This is a genomic window from Nocardia coffeae (assembly GCF_019890715.1).
GTDB lineage: Bacteria > Actinomycetota > Actinomycetes > Mycobacteriales > Mycobacteriaceae > Nocardia > Nocardia jiangxiensis.
On the sequence record NZ_JAINZY010000012.1, the window covers coordinates 81,256 to 96,382 of the forward strand.

At 66.6% G+C, this 15,127-nt stretch carries 13 protein-coding genes; 5 read left to right on the plus strand and 8 right to left on the minus strand.

All coding sequences use genetic code 11. The features are described from left to right. Positions 1 to 81 precede the first annotated feature (81 nt). Entirely contained in the window at positions 82 to 2,253 is a 2,172-nt protein-coding gene (uvrB, locus tag K7711_RS34205; RefSeq protein ID WP_222974735.1) for an excinuclease ABC subunit UvrB, read from the minus strand. Positions 2,254 to 2,513: 260 nt separating this feature from the next. Here uvrB and K7711_RS34210 point away from each other — a divergent pair, with 260 nt between their 5' ends. Both K7711_RS34210 and K7711_RS34215 read left to right on the plus strand, forming a co-directional pair. Then, on the plus strand, positions 2,514 to 3,122 hold the full coding sequence (locus tag K7711_RS34210; RefSeq protein ID WP_235748215.1) for a DUF402 domain-containing protein: 609 nt from the start codon (positions 2,514 to 2,516) through the stop codon (positions 3,120 to 3,122). A 45-nt stretch (positions 3,123 to 3,167) separates the two neighbouring features. Further along, complete coding sequence (locus K7711_RS34215; protein WP_222974736.1) at positions 3,168 to 3,695, plus strand: ribonuclease FAU-1 family protein; 528 nt, start codon at positions 3,168 to 3,170, stop codon at positions 3,693 to 3,695. A gap of 3 nt (positions 3,696 to 3,698) precedes the next feature. On the opposite strand, the gene coaE is transcribed toward K7711_RS34215, so the two are convergent. Then, the gene (coaE, locus tag K7711_RS34220; RefSeq protein ID WP_222974737.1) at positions 3,699 to 4,886 is read right to left on the minus strand and encodes a dephospho-CoA kinase; all 1,188 of its coding nucleotides are present in this window, start codon (positions 4,884 to 4,886) and stop codon (positions 3,699 to 3,701) included. 308 nt (positions 4,887 to 5,194) lie between these two features. On the opposite strand from coaE, the gene K7711_RS34225 reads away from it, so the two are divergent. Beyond that, a complete protein-coding gene (locus K7711_RS34225; RefSeq protein ID WP_222974739.1) occupies positions 5,195 to 5,410 on the plus strand; it encodes a hypothetical protein in 216 nt (71 codons plus the stop codon). 110 nt (positions 5,411 to 5,520) lie between these two features. Here the strand turns inward: K7711_RS34225 and K7711_RS34230 are convergent, their stop codons facing one another. After that, complete coding sequence (locus tag K7711_RS34230) at positions 5,521 to 7,050, minus strand: alkaline phosphatase family protein (protein ID WP_222974741.1); 1,530 nt, start codon at positions 7,048 to 7,050, stop codon at positions 5,521 to 5,523. A gap of 203 nt (positions 7,051 to 7,253) precedes the next feature. Here K7711_RS34230 and K7711_RS34235 point away from each other — a divergent pair, with 203 nt between their 5' ends. Beyond that, positions 7,254 to 9,515, plus strand: coding sequence for an MMPL family transporter (locus K7711_RS34235; RefSeq protein WP_222974743.1), 2,262 nt, complete (start codon positions 7,254 to 7,256; stop codon positions 9,513 to 9,515). Here the strand turns inward: K7711_RS34235 and K7711_RS34240 are convergent. Both K7711_RS34240 and rpsA read right to left on the minus strand, forming a co-directional pair. Beyond that, positions 9,461 to 10,093, minus strand: coding sequence for a TetR/AcrR family transcriptional regulator (locus tag K7711_RS34240; RefSeq protein WP_222974745.1), 633 nt, complete (start codon positions 10,091 to 10,093; stop codon positions 9,461 to 9,463). The genes K7711_RS34235 and K7711_RS34240 overlap by 55 nt on opposite strands. 83 nt (positions 10,094 to 10,176) lie before the next feature. After that, positions 10,177 to 11,652, minus strand: a complete 1,476-nt coding sequence (gene rpsA / locus K7711_RS34245; protein ID WP_222974748.1) for a 30S ribosomal protein S1 — start codon at positions 11,650 to 11,652, stop codon at positions 10,177 to 10,179. Positions 11,653 to 11,930: 278 nt separating this feature from the next. On the opposite strand from rpsA, the gene K7711_RS34250 reads away from it, so the two are divergent. Then, positions 11,931 to 12,809, plus strand: a complete 879-nt coding sequence (locus tag K7711_RS34250) for a class I SAM-dependent methyltransferase (protein WP_222974750.1) — start codon at positions 11,931 to 11,933, stop codon at positions 12,807 to 12,809. Between the two features lie 175 nt (positions 12,810 to 12,984). Here the strand turns inward: K7711_RS34250 and K7711_RS34255 are convergent, their stop codons facing one another. The 3 genes from K7711_RS34255 to K7711_RS34265 form a co-directional block, all read right to left on the minus strand. Beyond that, on the minus strand, positions 12,985 to 13,746 hold the full coding sequence (locus K7711_RS34255; RefSeq protein ID WP_222974752.1) for a hypothetical protein: 762 nt from the start codon (positions 13,744 to 13,746) through the stop codon (positions 12,985 to 12,987). Between the two features lie 202 nt (positions 13,747 to 13,948). Continuing rightward, positions 13,949 to 14,131 (minus strand): type II toxin-antitoxin system antitoxin, encoded by a 183-nt coding sequence (locus K7711_RS34260; protein WP_222974755.1) that lies wholly within the window; start codon positions 14,129 to 14,131, stop codon positions 13,949 to 13,951. Then, entirely contained in the window at positions 14,131 to 15,066 is a 936-nt protein-coding gene (locus K7711_RS34265; protein WP_222974757.1) for an SPFH domain-containing protein, read from the minus strand. The genes K7711_RS34260 and K7711_RS34265 overlap by 1 nt, the downstream gene beginning before the upstream one ends. Positions 15,067 to 15,127: the final 61 nt, after the last annotated feature.

Consider the following 15,127-nt stretch of genomic DNA (forward strand, 5'->3'; position numbering starts at 1 on the left):
ACTCCGCCGGGACGGCGTGCCCCGCGACGACCGGAAATCCGGGCGATGCGGGAACCGAGCCGAAACCCAGTGGAACGGTACTCATTTCAACCCGGCCGCGTCCATTCCGCGTAGTTCCTTCTTCAGATCGGCGATCTCGTCGCGCAATCGACCGGCGAGCTCGAATTGCAGCTCACGTGCGGCGTTCATCATCTGGTCGGTCATCTCCTTCACCAGATCGGCCAGTTCGGCGCGCGGCATGGACTTGATGTCGCGCCCCTCGTAGACGCCCGCGCTGACCGCCCGGCCGGGTTCGCCCTGGGCACGACGGCCGCGGCTGGCGTTGCGGCCGGAACCGCCGATCTCGACCTCCGTCTCGTCGGCCTCGCGGTATACCTGGTCGAGGATGTCCGCGATCTTCTTGCGCAACGGTTTCGGGTCGATCCCGCGCTCCTCGTTGTAGGCGACCTGTTTGGCGCGACGCCGCTCGGTCTCCCCGATGGCGTTGCGCATCGAATCGGTGACCTTGTCGGCGTACATGTGCACCTCGCCCGAGACGTTGCGGGCCGCGCGGCCGATGGTCTGGATCAGGCTGGTGGTACTGCGCAGGAAGCCTTCCTTGTCGGCGTCCAGAATCGCCACCAGCGACACCTCGGGCAGGTCCAGGCCCTCGCGCAGCAGGTTGATGCCGACCAGGACGTCGTACTCCCCCAGGCGGAGCTGGCGCAGCAGTTCCACTCGACGCAGCGTATCGATCTCCGAGTGCAGATATCGCACCCGCACGCCGAGCCCGAGCAGATAGTCGGTGAGATCCTCGGACATCTTCTTGGTCAGGGTGGTGACCAGTACGCGTTCGTCGCGTTCGGCCCGCATCCGGATCTCGTGCACCAGGTCGTCGATCTGTCCCTTGGTCGGTTTGACCACGACGTGCGGATCCACCAGACCGGTCGGCCGGATGACCTGTTCGACGAACTCCCCGGAGGTCTGCCCGAGCTCATACGGGCCCGGGGTGGCCGACATGTAGACCGTCTGACCGATGCGATCGGCGAACTCCTCCCAGGTCAGCGGGCGGTTGTCCACCGCGGACGGTAGCCGGAAGCCGTATTCGACGAGGTTGCGCTTGCGCGACATATCGCCCTCGTACATGCTGCCGATCTGCGGGACGGTGTTGTGCGACTCATCGATGATGAGCAGGAAATCCTCGGGGAAGTAGTCGATCAGCGTGGCCGGGGCCGATCCGGCCGCGCGGCCGTCGATATGCCGCGAATAGTTCTCGATCCCCGAGCAGAAGCCGACCTGACGGATCATCTCCAGGTCGTACTGGGTGCGCATGCGCAGGCGCTGCGCCTCGAGCAGTTTGCCCTGACGCTCGAATTCGGCGAGGCGATGCTCGAGTTCGACCTCGATATCGGCCACGGCCCGCTCCATCCGCTCCGGACCGGCCACATAGTGCGTCGCGGGGAAGATCCGGACCATATCCACCTGCCGCACCACGTCACCGGTCAGCGGGTGCAGGTAGTAGAGCGCCTCGATCTCGTCACCGAAGAACTCGATCCGGATCGCGAGCTCCTCGTAGGACGGGATGATCTCGACCGTGTCGCCGCGCACCCGGAACGAGCCGCGGGTGAAGGACATGTCGTTGCGGGTGTACTGCACATCGACCAGCAGCCGCAGCAACCTGTCCCGGTCGACTTCGCCGCCGACCTCGAGCTGCACGGACCGGTCCAGATAGGACTGCGGCGTGCCCAGACCGTAGATGCAGGACACCGAGGCGACCACCACCACGTCGCGGCGAGACAGCAGACTCGACGTGGCCGAATGCCGCAGCCGCTCGACATCGTCGTTGATCGAGCTGTCCTTCTCGATATAGGTATCGGTCTGCGCGATGTACGCCTCGGGCTGGTAGTAGTCGTAGTACGAGACGAAGTACTCGACCGAGTTGTTCGGCAGCATCTCGCGCAACTCGTTGGCCAGCTGCGCGGCCAGGGTCTTGTTCGGCGCCATGACCAGCGTGGGACGCTGGGTGCGCTCGATCAGCCAGGCCGCCGTCGCGGATTTACCGGTGCCGGTGGCGCCCAGCAGGACCACATCGCGCTCCCCGGCCCCCAACCGGCGATCGAGCTCCTCGATCGCGGTGGGCTGATCGCCCGCGGGCCGGTGCTCGCTGATCACCTGGAACCGCCCGTCGGCCCGCTCGATCTCGCCGATGGGCCGGAACTCCGAATGCGCCAGCGGTGTGTTGCCCTCGGCGGGCAGCTCGGATGCGAAAGCCATGATTCACAGCGTAGGACCACCCACCGACAACATTCACCGCTCTATACGCGCGCCCGCGGGCCCGGCGCGCCCCGGCGGCCACCCCCGGCCACCTGGGAATGATCAACGAATGTCCGAAATGTCCGGTGCCGCAAGGAAGTTCGCCCTCGGTGCCGAATTCGTCACGACGCGCGAGAAGTGTGTTTACGCTCCCGCGCGGCAGGCAATCCCGGTGTACTGTCGACCCGGTTTCCCAGGCAGTTCCAGATAGGGGCAGTGCAATGACGAGTCTCAACCCATTGCGCAATGCAGCACGCAACCTGCTCTCCACCGTGCACACGCACGGCACGTCGCAGAATACGGGTCCTGCCGGTGCACCGGCGCGCACCGCGCGCAAACCGTCGATCGAGTACTTCGACATCGCCGACTGCACCAAGACCGACGCCCGCGGCTTCGTGCGCGCCGTGGAGAGCTATCACGCCGAGCCGTGGGGCCTGTACCTCGTGCGCGCGGCCGACACGCCCCCCGATCGGTTCACCGAGACCTGGTTGCTACCGGATCCCGCGGTGCGGATCACGATGAGTCACGCCAACAACGCACACGATCGCGATCCGATCTACCACGTCCACGTCGGCGAGTACACCCGCCTCGAGCCCAAGCGCTGGCGCGCGATCTACCACTACATCGATATCGTCTCGCGCAACGGCCACACCCCCGAACTTCACGGTCTGGACGACCTGTTCGCCGCGCACGACGCGGGTTACGTCGACGCCGCCGAGGCCCAGCGCATCATCGAACGCGCCAATTCGGTGGTCTCCGGCATCGTCGCGCACGACCGCCACGTCGAGCGCTGGCTCGGGTCCAAGGGGATAACCCTCACCTGGTTGTAGCGGGAATCCTGAACTACCGGGCGATGCCCGGTAGATTCTCAGGATATGACCCAGGTGCCAGCGGTTCATCTGCATCGACCCAAGGTCGAGTACTTCGATGTCGGCGAGCTCACCAACACCGACCCGAAGGGGTTCGTGCGGACCGTGGAGCGGTATCACGTCGAGCCTTGGGGTCTGTACATGGCCCGCACGGCCGACCATCCCGAATTCCACTACCTGGAGTCCTGGATCCTGCCCGCGGTGTCGTTGCGCGCCACCGTCTTTCACTACACCCCCGCACACCGCCGGGATCAGGACTACTACATCGATATCGGTGAATTCGCCGAGATCGAACCGGGCCGGTGGCGTTCGATCGACCACTATCTGGATCTCGTCGTGCGCACCGGCCGCGACGTGCGGCTGCTCGATGTGGACGAACTCCTCGCCGCGCACGCCGCCGGATATCTCGGTCCGGTCCAGGCGCAGCAGGCGATCGAGGTCGCCACGACCGCGATCGACGGCATCGCCCGGCACGGGCACGACTTCGGCAGCTGGATCGAAGAGTCCCAGGGCGTCACGCTGACCTGGCTGTAACGGTCAGCCCGCCTGCTCGGCCCAGGTCAGCACGCGGGGATAGACCTCGTCGAACCACGGGGTCTTCCCGTCGATGTACGCCGCGATCGCCGCGGCGCCGGTCAGCCCCGCCGCACTCGCCTCGGCCTTGCGCTTGACCGCCAAGTACTCCTCGCGCGCGGCGGGTTCGGCACGCAACCAGTCCCGGAAGGCGAGGGCGAAGCGCTGTCCGGGCCAGCCGTCCACCCGGATGTGCACATTGGCCGGTCGGCCCGGGTCGGCATTGCCGTGAATCCGTTTGGCCCACAGCGCCGGATCGGTACCCGCCTTCGGATCGTCGGTGAGATACGGACCGCGCGGAAACCCGGCGTCCTGCAACGCATCTCGAAGCCCGTCCGCGGTCTCCAGATCGGCCACGGTGATCTGGATGTCGACGATGTCCTTGGCGGGCAGTCCGGGCACGGCCGTCGAGCCGATGTGATCGATGCGCAGCGCGGCGGCGCCGCAGGCCAGGGCGAGCCGGGCGCTGATCCGCTGCGCCTGCGCGGGCCACGACGGATCCGCGGCGACCACCTGCACCGCACCGCGCTCGGGCAGGGTCCGGGTGCGCAGGTTGTGTTCGAACGGCACCAGCCGCTCGTCCCACAGCGCATTCACCTGCGGCGCCAGATCCTCCGGAACCCCCGAATTGTCCAGCAGCACATCGGCGACCGCTCGCCGCTGCTCGTCGGTCGCCTGGGCCTTGATCCGCGCCAACGCATCCTCGCGGGCGATCCCGCGGAACTCCTCGAGGCGGTGCACCCGCGTCTCCAGCGCCGCCTCGACCACGACGACCAGGTTGGTCATCGCCCCGAGCCCGTTCTCGACCAGCAGCGGAACGTCCTGCACCACGATGCCGTCCGCGGGCGCGGCGGCGATGATCTCGGCGGTGCGGGTACCGACCAGCGGATGGGTGATCGAGTTCAGCGTGCCCCGGGCCTCGTCGCTGGCGAATGCCTTGGCCGCCAGTGCCGGACGATCGAGACTGCCGTCGGCGGAGAGGATGTCGGCCCCGAACGCATCGACCAGCGCGGCCAATCCCGGGGTACCCGGTGCCACCACCTCGCGGGCGATCGCGTCGCTGTCGACCAGGACCGCGCCCCGCTCCACCAGCAGCCGCGCCACCGTCGACTTACCCGCTCCCATGCCTCCGGTGAGACCGATACGCAACATCGGACCAGTTTCGCATCCGGTCGGCGCGCCGACCCGCCCGCCCCGGTCCCGTCCGGCGGCGACATCGGCGCAAACAGGCCGATTACCCACACGGGCAACGTATTTCACGCGACCCCCGGTACATTTCCCATTCCGTGACGGCAGCGATATCAATCCGCAACTTTTTCCACCCGATACCGACCTGTGGTTCGAGAATTTCCGACACGCAAGGACACAAGTCGATCAAAATCGCCGATCACACACTTTCGTTCCGCTAATCTTTCGCCGCAGGCGATCCATGCCGCAGACGAGCAAGCGAAGGAACAGCATTGGGCATCCTGAAAATCCAGACGGGTCGCCACCGACTGGGCACGCCGGGCGGGGTGCACTGCCTCGAAATCCCCGCCGTCGCGACCGCATTGGCCGCATACCGCCGCACCTGGCTCACCGCACTGATCAATCCGGCCCGGCACAGCTGGGCGGCCATGCGACGCCGCACGACCCTGGCCGCGGTGCCCTGGGTACCCGCGACCGCGATCGGCTGACGAATCCGGCTCCTGCCGTTCACCTTCCCATTCACCACCGATGCCCGGCGCGCACTCGGCGCACGCCGGAACAATGATGGAAATACCGCCGCAATGGCGACCGCCGCGAATTACACCAGCCCGCTCGGCCGACGTCGAGTGCCCGGCTGCTGCGTGGGCATCGCATTGGGCGGCACCGGATAGGGAGCACCCTTGTCCTGCGTGCCCAGCGCGATATTCGGACCGCACTGCGCCAATGCCGCGGCCGTACGGGAATTCGGGTCGGAGATTCGCGGCCGAGCCTTGTTCGGTGCGGAGGCGAAATCGAAGGCCGAGGTCATATCGCCGACTGTCCGGCGACGCCAGGCCGTCAGGTTCGGTACGTCCACGCCGAAACGCCGCTCCAGCAAACGCAATTGGGAGGTGTGGTCGAAGGTCTGCGAGGCGACCAGCCCACCACGTGAGTACGGCGAGATGACCATGCACGGTACGCGGTAACCCAGGCCGATCGGCCCCGCGACGCCCTTGGCCGCGGGCACCCGCTTCAGATCGGCGGTCAGATACTCCCCCGCCGTGCCGGGCGGCGGCGTCGGCGGGGTCACGTGGTCGAAGAATCCGCCGTTCTCGTCGTAGCTGACGATCAGCGCGGTCTTCTCCCACACCCGCGGATTCGAGGTGAGGATGTCCAGCACCTGCATGATGCCGACCGCGCCGAATGCGGGCGGCAGCGCCGGATGCTCGCAGTTCATCAGCGCCGGGATCACCCAGGACACCGACGGCAGTGTGCCGGCGGCCACGTCGGCGGCGAACTCGTTCGGGAACGTCGGGGTCTTACCACGCCGCGCGAGTTCGGAATTCGGATCGGCGGCCTGTTTGAAGCAACCCAGCATGCCGTCCAGGAAGACCGAGGAGATCGGGCCGATGTCGCGGTTGTTGTACATCTTCCAGCTGACCCCCGCGTCGGAGAGGTTCTCCGGCATGGTGCGCCAGCTGTAGACGTTCTGCGGCAGGATCGTGGGCGTCTCCACCAGCGGGCCACCGGCCACGCCCTCGGGATCGATGTGCGCGGACATCCAGTACAGCCGGTTCGGATCGGTCGGGCCCAGAACCGAGCAGTGGTAGTGGTCGCAGATCGTGAACGCGTCGGCCAGTTCGTGATGGATCGGGATGTCCTCGCGGGTGTAGTAACCCATTGCGGCAGGACCGTTTCCGGCGCCGACGCTCGCGATCGACATCGGCATCCACCGGTCGTTGCGCCCGCCGTTCCAGGACTCGTGCATGCCGGGCCAACTGTGGTCCGGATCGTTGATGCACTCCCCGTCCAGGCTCGCGCCACGGGTGGTGTCGAGCCGGAACGGCAGGATGAATCCGTTCGCGGTCGGTCCGACGCCCGGCGCATAGCCGTGCTGCCGCCAGGCCGTCGACTTGTCACCGAAGCCCCGAACCCCGGACATCGTCCCGAAGTAGTGGTCGAACGAGCGGTTCTCCTGCATCAGCAGCACGATGTGCTCGATGTCGCCGAGCCCTCCCATACCGGCCGGATCGGCCGCGTACGCGCGCTCGATGATCGGATTCGCCAGCGAGGCCAGCGCCGCGACTCCGCCCGCCGCCATCGCCTTGGCCAGAAAGTCACGCCGATTGATGCCGTCGAACAGACCCATGCCGCCCAGAAACCTTCCGAATTGTGAAATTACACAGTTTCAATTCTGCCGATAACGCTATCCGACAACCTATCCCGTCGCCACGCCGCCCACGCACGCGATTCACCTCGGGATTCCTGACAGTCACTTGCATGTATCCCCGGCGGGTCCCTATGGTGGGACACACCTGATAGTGACTTTCAGGTATTCACCAGGGAGGGGCGATGACACATTCCGCCACGTCGGATCGGCCCGAGACGGCCACCACCGAACCCCGGCTCCGCGCTGCCGGGCGATGGGGCAGGTTCATCGCGCGCCATCACCGGATCGTCCTGTGCGCGTGGCTGCTGCTGGCCGTACTGTGCGGCGCGGGCTATCCGGCCCTGCACGAACGCCTCGGCGCACCGGACTACGCCCTGCCCGGATCGGCCTCACAGGCCGTTGACCACGTTGTCGCACAGCATTTCTCGCGAGCCGGGGTCGAGCAGGATCTGATCGTCTTCCACTCCGGTGGATACACCGCCGACGCCCCGGAGTTCCGAGCCGCGATCGACCGGACCCTGCCCGTGGTGCGCGGCGTGGCCGGAGTGGTGAGCGCGATCGGGCCGTTCGAGGGTTCGACGGCCATGCAGATATCCGCGGACCGGCACACCGCCTTCGCCGTGATCGGCATCGACGGATCGATGTCGGCGCGCAGCGAGGTCGCCCAGCACCTGCAGAATGCTGTTGCGGCCGTGTCGGATTCGACGGTGCGGATCTCGGTGACCGGATACTCCCCCGTCCAGGTGGATCTGATGCGGACCGAGACCGCCGACATGTCGCGCGCGGAGGCCATCGGCGTGCCCGTCGCCGCCGTATTGCTCGCCCTGGCACTCGGCGCGGTGACCGCGGCCATGATCCCGATCACGGCGACCGCGGCCGGGATCGCGCTCGCGGTCGGAATCCTGTTCGGGCTCACCGTATTTCTGAGCTTCGACTCACTCGTGCTGTCGGTGGCGACCATGATCGCCACGGGGACCGCGATCGATTACGCGATGTTCATCGTGAGCCGCTTCAACGAGGAGCTGACCCGGCGCGGCGTGCGCGGCCGACGCGAGCGCGAGGCGATCGGCCAGGCCGTCGGCATCGCCATGGACACCGCCGGGCGAACCATCCTGGCCTCGGGGCTGATCGTGGCGATCTCACTGTGTTCGCTGGTCGTGGTCGGCCTGCCCATGCTCAACGGTGTCGCAGCCGGGGTGCTCGCGGCGCTGTTCGCCACACTCACCAGCGCGTTCACCCTCCTCCCGGCCGCAATGGGACTGCTGGGACCGGCGATCAACCGCGGTGCGCTGCCTGCTCGGCTGCGCCCGGCCGAAACCCGGTCGGCGACGGCCTCCCGCGGCTGGGCACGGTGGGCGCATACGGTCATGCGCCGTCCCGTGCTGTTCGGGCTGACCGGTGTCGCGGTGCTGGCCGTGGCCGCGCTGCCGCTCACCGGATTGCGCTACGGCGTCGACATGGGCCTGCGGTCGGTGGCCGACCAGCCCTCCGGCCAGGCCACCCGGCTGGTGCAGGAGAACTTCGGGCCCGGCCTGCTCGCACCGATCGAGGTGGTCGCGAGCGGTCCGGACGATTCGGTGCTCACACCGGCCGGCCTGAGCGCTGCCGACACCTTCGTCGGCGCACTGTCCCGCGATCCGCGTATCGCGAAGGTGCTGTCCCAGCCGAGTGAGGGCAGGCTGCTCGCCGTCGTGGTGCCGCGAGAGTCGTTCGACTCCACCGCGGTTGCCGGGATCGTTTCCGATATCCGTTCCCGCGCAAAGGATGTCGACTCGGCGCAGATCCTGGTCGGCGGCACGACAGCCACCTTCGCCGACGTGTCCGCGCGGATCACCAGCCGATTCGGATGGGTGATCGCCCTGGTACTGATCGTCTCGCTGATCTTCCTGGTGATCGCGTTCCGCAGTATCGTGCTGGCGCTCAAGGCGATCGCGCTGAATCTGCTCGCGACCGGTGCGGCGCTGGGCCTGACCGTCCTGGTCTTCGAACACGGCGTCGGCGAATCCGTACTCGGTTTCCACAGCACCGGCTTTCTGCAGGTCTATCTGCCGATGCTGGTGTTCGCGGTGTTGTTCGGGTTGTCGATGGACTACGAGGTGTTCCTCATCCGCCGTATGCGCGAGGCGTGGGATCGCCACCCGGACAACGCATCCGCGGTCGCCGAGGGCCTGGAGCGCACCGCGCGCCCCATCACCGCGGCAGCGGCCATCATGGTGGCCGTCTTCGCCAGTTTCGTCACCGCCGATGTACTCGAACTGAAGCAGATCGGCTTCGCCCTCGCGGTGGCCATCGCCCTCGACGCGCTGATCGTGCGGCTGATCCTGGTCCCGGCGTTCATGCGACTGTTCGGACGCTGGAACTGGTGGCTGCCGCGGCTACCGGCACGCCGTCAACGGAAGATGGCCTCGACCGCATCGATGATAGAACCCACCGCATCCCGGTAGACGTCCCGCAACCGAGCCTGGAATCCCGTTGCGGCCCAATGATCCAGGGCCGCCGCACCTCCCCAGATCGCGGTCGCGGCGGCCAAGCGAACCCGCAGATCGTTGCGATCGCGGCCCGAGCGGTCCGCGAAGAGGATCCGGACCTCGTCCACCATCTCCCGCATCTGACGCATCTGGCCGTCCCGCACCTCGGCGATCGTGCGAACGTAGTGCAAACTGCGGCGCACCCGCTGCTCGGTGTCGTCGGTGACCAGCGCATCGACCACCGCCGGAACCAGGCTCCGGGCCAGGGTGATCAGGGCGGAAACCTCGAAGGTCGCACCTCCGCCCGCCGTCCGCAGCACGTCGAGCAGCTTGGGATCGGCCTCGTCGTAGAGGACCAGCATCTCCTTGGTGCCGAAATACCGGTAGACCGAACTGGGCGAGACGCCCGCCGCGGCGGCGACCCGCTCGACGGTCACCTCGCGATAACCGTTCTCGTCGAACAGATCCAGCGCAACCTGCTGGATACGGGTCATCGCCTCGTACTTCCGGCGCTCCCACAGGGTCGGTGCGGATTCCGCGGCAGACTCGGACATGTCATCGCCGAGAATACCGGGACGCCCCCGAAAACGGGCGAAGGCCCCGGTCGATGGACCGGGGCCTTCGTCGGATGCGCGAATTACGCGTTGCCGGACAGCTTCTCGCGCAGCGCGGCGAGCTGCGCGTCGCTGGCGAGCGAACCACCGGTCGACTCCGAAGAGGAGGACGACGACGACGCGTTCGACTGCGCGCCGCTCTCGGAGGAGTAGTTCGACGAACCACCGTTCGCGGCCTCGGCGGCGGCGTCGGCGGCCATCTTCTCCATCTGCGCGGTGTGCATCTTGTGACGACGCTCGGCCTCGGCGTAGCGGCCTTCCCACTCCTCGCGGACCTTGTCCGAACCCTCGAGCCATTCGTTGGTCTCGGGGTCGAAGCCCTCGGGGAAGATGTAGTTGCCCTGCTCGTCGTAGCTGTCGGCCATGCCGTACTTCGACGGGTCGAACTCGGCGTGGTAGTCCTCGTTCGCCTGCTTCAGCGACAGCGAGATCCGGCGACGCTCCAGGTCGATGTCGATGACCTTGACCATCGCGTCGTCGCCGACGGCGACAACCTGGTCCGGCACCTCGACGTGGCGCTCGGCCAGCTCGGAGATGTGCACCAGGCCCTCGATGCCCTCTTCGACGCGCACGAACGCACCGAACGGAACCAGCTTGGTGACCTTGCCGGGCACGATCTGGCCGATGGCGTGGGTGCGGGCGAACTGACGCCACGGGTCTTCCTGAGTCGCCTTGAGCGACAGCGAAACCCGCTCGCGGTCCAGGTCGACGTCGAGAACCTCGACGGTGACCTCCATGCCGACCTCGACAACCTCGGACGGGTGGTCGATGTGCTTCCAGGACAGCTCGGAGACGTGCACCAGACCGTCGACGCCGCCGAGATCGACGAACGCACCGAAGTTGACGATCGAGGACACGACGCCCTTGCGGACCTGGCCCTTCTGCAGCTGGTGCAGGAACTCGCTGCGGACCTCGGACTGGGTCTGCTCCAGCCAGGCGCGACGCGACAGAACGACGTTGTTGCGGTTCTTGTCCAGCTCGATGATCTTGGCCTCGATCTCCTTGCCGACGTACGGCTGCAGATCGCGGACCCGGCGCATCTCGACCAGCGACGCCGGCAGGAAGCCGCGCAGGCCGATGTCCAGGATCAGACCGCCCTTCACGACCTCGATGACGGTGCCCTTGACGGCCTCGTCCTTCTCCTTGAGCTCCTCGATCGTGCCCCACGCCCGCTCGTACTGCGCGCGCTTCTTCGACAGGATCAGGCGGCCTTCCTTGTCCTCCTTGGTGAGAACGAGGGCCTCGACCTCATCACCCACGGAAACGACCTCATTCGGGTCGACATCGTGTTTGATGGACAGTTCGCGGGAAGGGATGACGCCTTCGGTCTTGTAACCGATGTCGAGCAGAACCTCGTCGCGATCGACCTTGACGATGGTGCCTTCAACGATGTCTCCGTCGTTGAAGTACTTGATCGTCTTGTCGATGGCGGCGAGGAAGTCCTCGGCGGAGCCGATGTCGTTGACGGCTACCTGCGGCGAGGTGACGGTGGTGGGCATATGTTGGGTTGCTCCGGACGGATTGTGGTCGGTAGTGGACATTGGAACTTTCGGTTTCGCTGCTACTCACAGCCACGGGAACTACGTTGGACCTGCACAGCACATCGCCGCGACACAGCACAACGCTGTACTCATTACCTGGACTCACAGCTCACGAGTGACATCAGCAATCACGTACCAGGTACGCGAGCACTGAAGACACTCGCGGGAAACAGCGTACGCGACGTGCGTTGTACCAAGCAAACAAGGGTCCCCCGGTATGTCGATACCCTTCCATCATGCCTCGAGACCGCCCCGATTTCTCGCCCGAAGATCGCCACGCACAGGCCAACGCCCTGCTCGGCACCGCCGGAGTGAGCCGTACCCGCATCGATTCCGACGCCAGCGCTCGGGCGAGTCGGGCCTGGTGGGACGCCGATGCGGAGCAGTACCACGACGCACACGCCGACTTCCTGGGAGTGGACTCGCTGGACGGCGAATTCATCTGGTGCCCCGAGGGATTGCACGAGGGCGACTGGCATCTGCTCGGCGATATCGCGGGTAAGCGGATCCTGGAGATCGGCTGCGGATCGGCCCCGTGTTCGCGATGGCTGGCCGCGCACGGCGCCCGACCGGTCGGCCTGGACCTGTCCCGCGGGATGCTCGAACGTGGGCTGGCCGCGATGGCACGCGGTGGTCCGCGGGTGCCGTTGGTACAAGCCGGTGCGGAGGAGTTGCCGTTCGCCGACGAATCGTTCGATCTGGCGTGCTCGGCATTCGGCGCGGTGCCCTTCGTCGCCGATTCGGCGCGCGTCATGCGCGAGGTGGCGCGAGTGCTGCGACCGGGCGGGCGCTGGGTGTTCTCGGTCAACCATCCGATGCGCTGGATCTTCCCCGACGACCCGGGCCCGGACGGATTGCGCGCGACCATGCCGTATTTCGACCGCACCCCCTACGTGGAGGTCGACGACGAGGACAACCCGACCTACGTCGAACATCACCGCACGGTGGGCGACCGGGTTCGCGAGATCGTTGCGGCCGGACTCGTCCTGGTCGATCTGATCGAACCGGACTGGCCGGAGTGGCTCGACCGCGAATGGGGCCAGTGGAGCCCCCTTCGCGGCGAAATATTCCCCGGCACAGCCATTTTCGTTACTGCCCGACCCGCCTCTCCGTGACTTCAGCGTGTCGTTGGGTTCCTCGCGACTTTCGCTTCGCGCCGGCCGGTTGGGAGAGCAATCAGCTGTTGGGCGTGCCCTGGGAGTTACCCATGTTCTTGCTGAATCAGGCGTTGCGTTGCGCGAGGAAACAGCGTGAACGTTGTGGTGGTTGGTGTGGGTTTCGTTATGTCCCTCAGGCTTTGGGGATCGGCATTGTTTCCGGGGAGGCCGGTGCGGAGGCGATCGGCATCGCTTCGGTGGGGGCGCTTTCGCTCGGTGCGTCGGTCGTCATCGTCACACTCGAGCTGGAGCTGGAGCTGGAGCTGCTGCTCGCATCGGCTGTGCTCACGCTCGCGCTGACGGCGGACGGGCCGGTGAACGCGGGCAGGGCGGCGTAACGAGGGTCGATCTTGGCGGTACGGCTGGCGTGCACGATCCAGGCGCGGGCGCGGCTGAGGGCGTGATCGGGGAACATCGAGTCCCAGCGCATGTCGTCGGCGGCGTTGTAGGGCAGCTTGCCCCGGACGTCCGGTGCGTACGGGTGCGGCGGGAACATGTTCGGGAAGCCGACCTTGGGCACGACCGCCGCCTCCCGCGCGCCGGGCCGCCCGTTCTCCGGACACATGATCTTCAGGATCGCGCTGCAGGTGGCCTTGGGCACCACGATCCCGGCGGTGAATCCGAGACCGGATTCGCGGTCCGGCAACGGGAACTTCTCCAGCCGCAACAGCGCGGGCTGACCGTTCACCGTGATGGAGTGCGCCTCGAGCAGACAGCCGAACTCGGCCTGTAACTCGGTGAGCCGACGGCGCAGCCTGTCCTCGTCCTCGAGTGGCGCAGGCAGATCGGGCACCGCATCGATGTACGTCAGCGTGATGATGTCACGTGTCTTCGGATCCCCCCAGGTGTTCTGGTCGAGCTGTTGCAGTCCCCCGGTTTCGAACGAGATTGGCACGCGACCACGCTACCTATCCGTGATGTCCATGCATGTCCTGGGGCGTTTTGTGCTCAATACGTGACGTGTTGGTAACCAATCCTGGACAAAACCGACGTTTAGTTTGTTTCCTCCCCGGGCAGGTCGCGCCCCAATCGCGCGCATGCCGGTGGGCCGTGGTTCGCGAACCACGGCCCACCGGCTTCTTCGCACCCGTACCCGATCAGTTCTCGCCCGGCGCGGCGCGCGGTTTGGGCGATCGGCCCGCCTGCTCGAGGGCCTTTCGCAGCGCGTACTCGATCTGGGCGTTCACGCTGCGCAGATCGTCGGCCGCCCACTTGGCGATCGCCTCGTGGACGGCCGGATCGAGCCGCAGCAACACCTTCTTGGGCTCGCGCGCGACCATCAGGAGTACAGCGTCCCGGTGTTGACCACCGGCTGCGCGGCACGATCGCCGCACAGCACCACCAGCAGGTTCGACACCATCGAGGCCTTGCGTTCCTCGTCGAGCTCGACCATCCCCTCGTCGGACAACCGCTGCAGGGCCATGCCGACCATGCCCACCGCGCCGTCGACGATGCGGCTGCGCGCCGCGACCACCTGACTGGCCTGCTGACGCACCAGCATGGACTGGGCGATCTCCGGCGCGTAGGCCAGATGGGTGATCCGGGCCTCGAGGATGTCGATACCGGCCATCTCGGTGCGTTCACGCAGTTCGGCGGTCAGCTCCTCGGCGACCTCGGCGCCGTTGCGCAGGCTGGTGCGCGACGGGTCGGCAGCGGAAGCCTCGGCCGTCTGCGTGACCAGGTGCGAACCCGCATCGGGCGCGGCGTCGTACGGGTGCGTGGTCGCCAGATGCCGGACCGCGGTCTCGGACTGGGTGCGCACGTACTCCTCGTAGTCGTCGACCGAGAACGCCGCCTTGAAGCTGTCCACCACTCGATAGACGACCACTGCCGCGATCTCCACCGGATTGCCGTCCGAATCGTTGACCTTCAGCTTCTGCGTCTCGAAGTTGCGCACTCGCAACGAGATTCGCCGCTTGGCCGTCAGCGGCACCACCCAGAAGAATCCGGCATCGCTGACCGAGCCGATGTACTTCCCGAAGAACTGCAGCACCTTCGCCTCGTTCGGCCCGACGGTCGCCAGACCCGTCAGCCCGAGCACCGCCACGCCCAGCACGATGTACCCGATCACGGCGCCGGCACTCGCCTCGGCGCCACCGCCGTTCGCGGCCGATCCCGATGCGGTGATCCCGCCGATCAGCCCGGCCGCCCCCACGATCAGCAACACCACCAGCATCAAGAACCCGTTGACCCGAAAGGCCCGCCGCAACTCCATGACATCCTCCCAATATTGAAGTGATATCACTACAATAGCGTTCTGATGTCTCAACTGTCCA

Excerpts from the sequence above, each read along its gene's own strand:
- K7711_RS34230 (WP_222974741.1), bottom strand. The coding sequence starts at position 7,050 with ATGGGTCTGTTCGACGGCATCAATCGGCGTGACTTTCTGGCCAAGGCG.
- rpsA (WP_222974748.1), bottom strand. The coding sequence starts at position 11,652 with ATGCCCACCACCGTCACCTCGCCGCAGGTAGCCGTCAACGACATCGGC.
- K7711_RS34240 (WP_222974745.1), bottom strand. The coding sequence starts at position 10,093 with ATGTCCGAGTCTGCCGCGGAATCCGCACCGACCCTGTGGGAGCGCCGG.
- coaE (WP_222974737.1), bottom strand. The coding sequence starts at position 4,886 with ATGTTGCGTATCGGTCTCACCGGAGGCATGGGAGCGGGTAAGTCGACG.
- K7711_RS34210 (WP_235748215.1), top strand. The coding sequence starts at position 2,514 with ATGACGAGTCTCAACCCATTGCGCAATGCAGCACGCAACCTGCTCTCC.
- K7711_RS34215 (WP_222974736.1), top strand. The coding sequence starts at position 3,168 with ATGACCCAGGTGCCAGCGGTTCATCTGCATCGACCCAAGGTCGAGTAC.
- K7711_RS34260 (WP_222974755.1), bottom strand. The coding sequence starts at position 14,131 with ATGGTCGCGCGCGAGCCCAAGAAGGTGTTGCTGCGGCTCGATCCGGCC.
- K7711_RS34235 (WP_222974743.1), top strand. The coding sequence starts at position 7,254 with ATGACACATTCCGCCACGTCGGATCGGCCCGAGACGGCCACCACCGAA.
- K7711_RS34265 (WP_222974757.1), bottom strand. The coding sequence starts at position 15,066 with ATGGAGTTGCGGCGGGCCTTTCGGGTCAACGGGTTCTTGATGCTGGTG.
- uvrB (WP_222974735.1), bottom strand. The coding sequence starts at position 2,253 with ATGGCTTTCGCATCCGAGCTGCCCGCCGAGGGCAACACACCGCTGGCG.
- K7711_RS34250 (WP_222974750.1), top strand. The coding sequence starts at position 11,931 with ATGCCTCGAGACCGCCCCGATTTCTCGCCCGAAGATCGCCACGCACAG.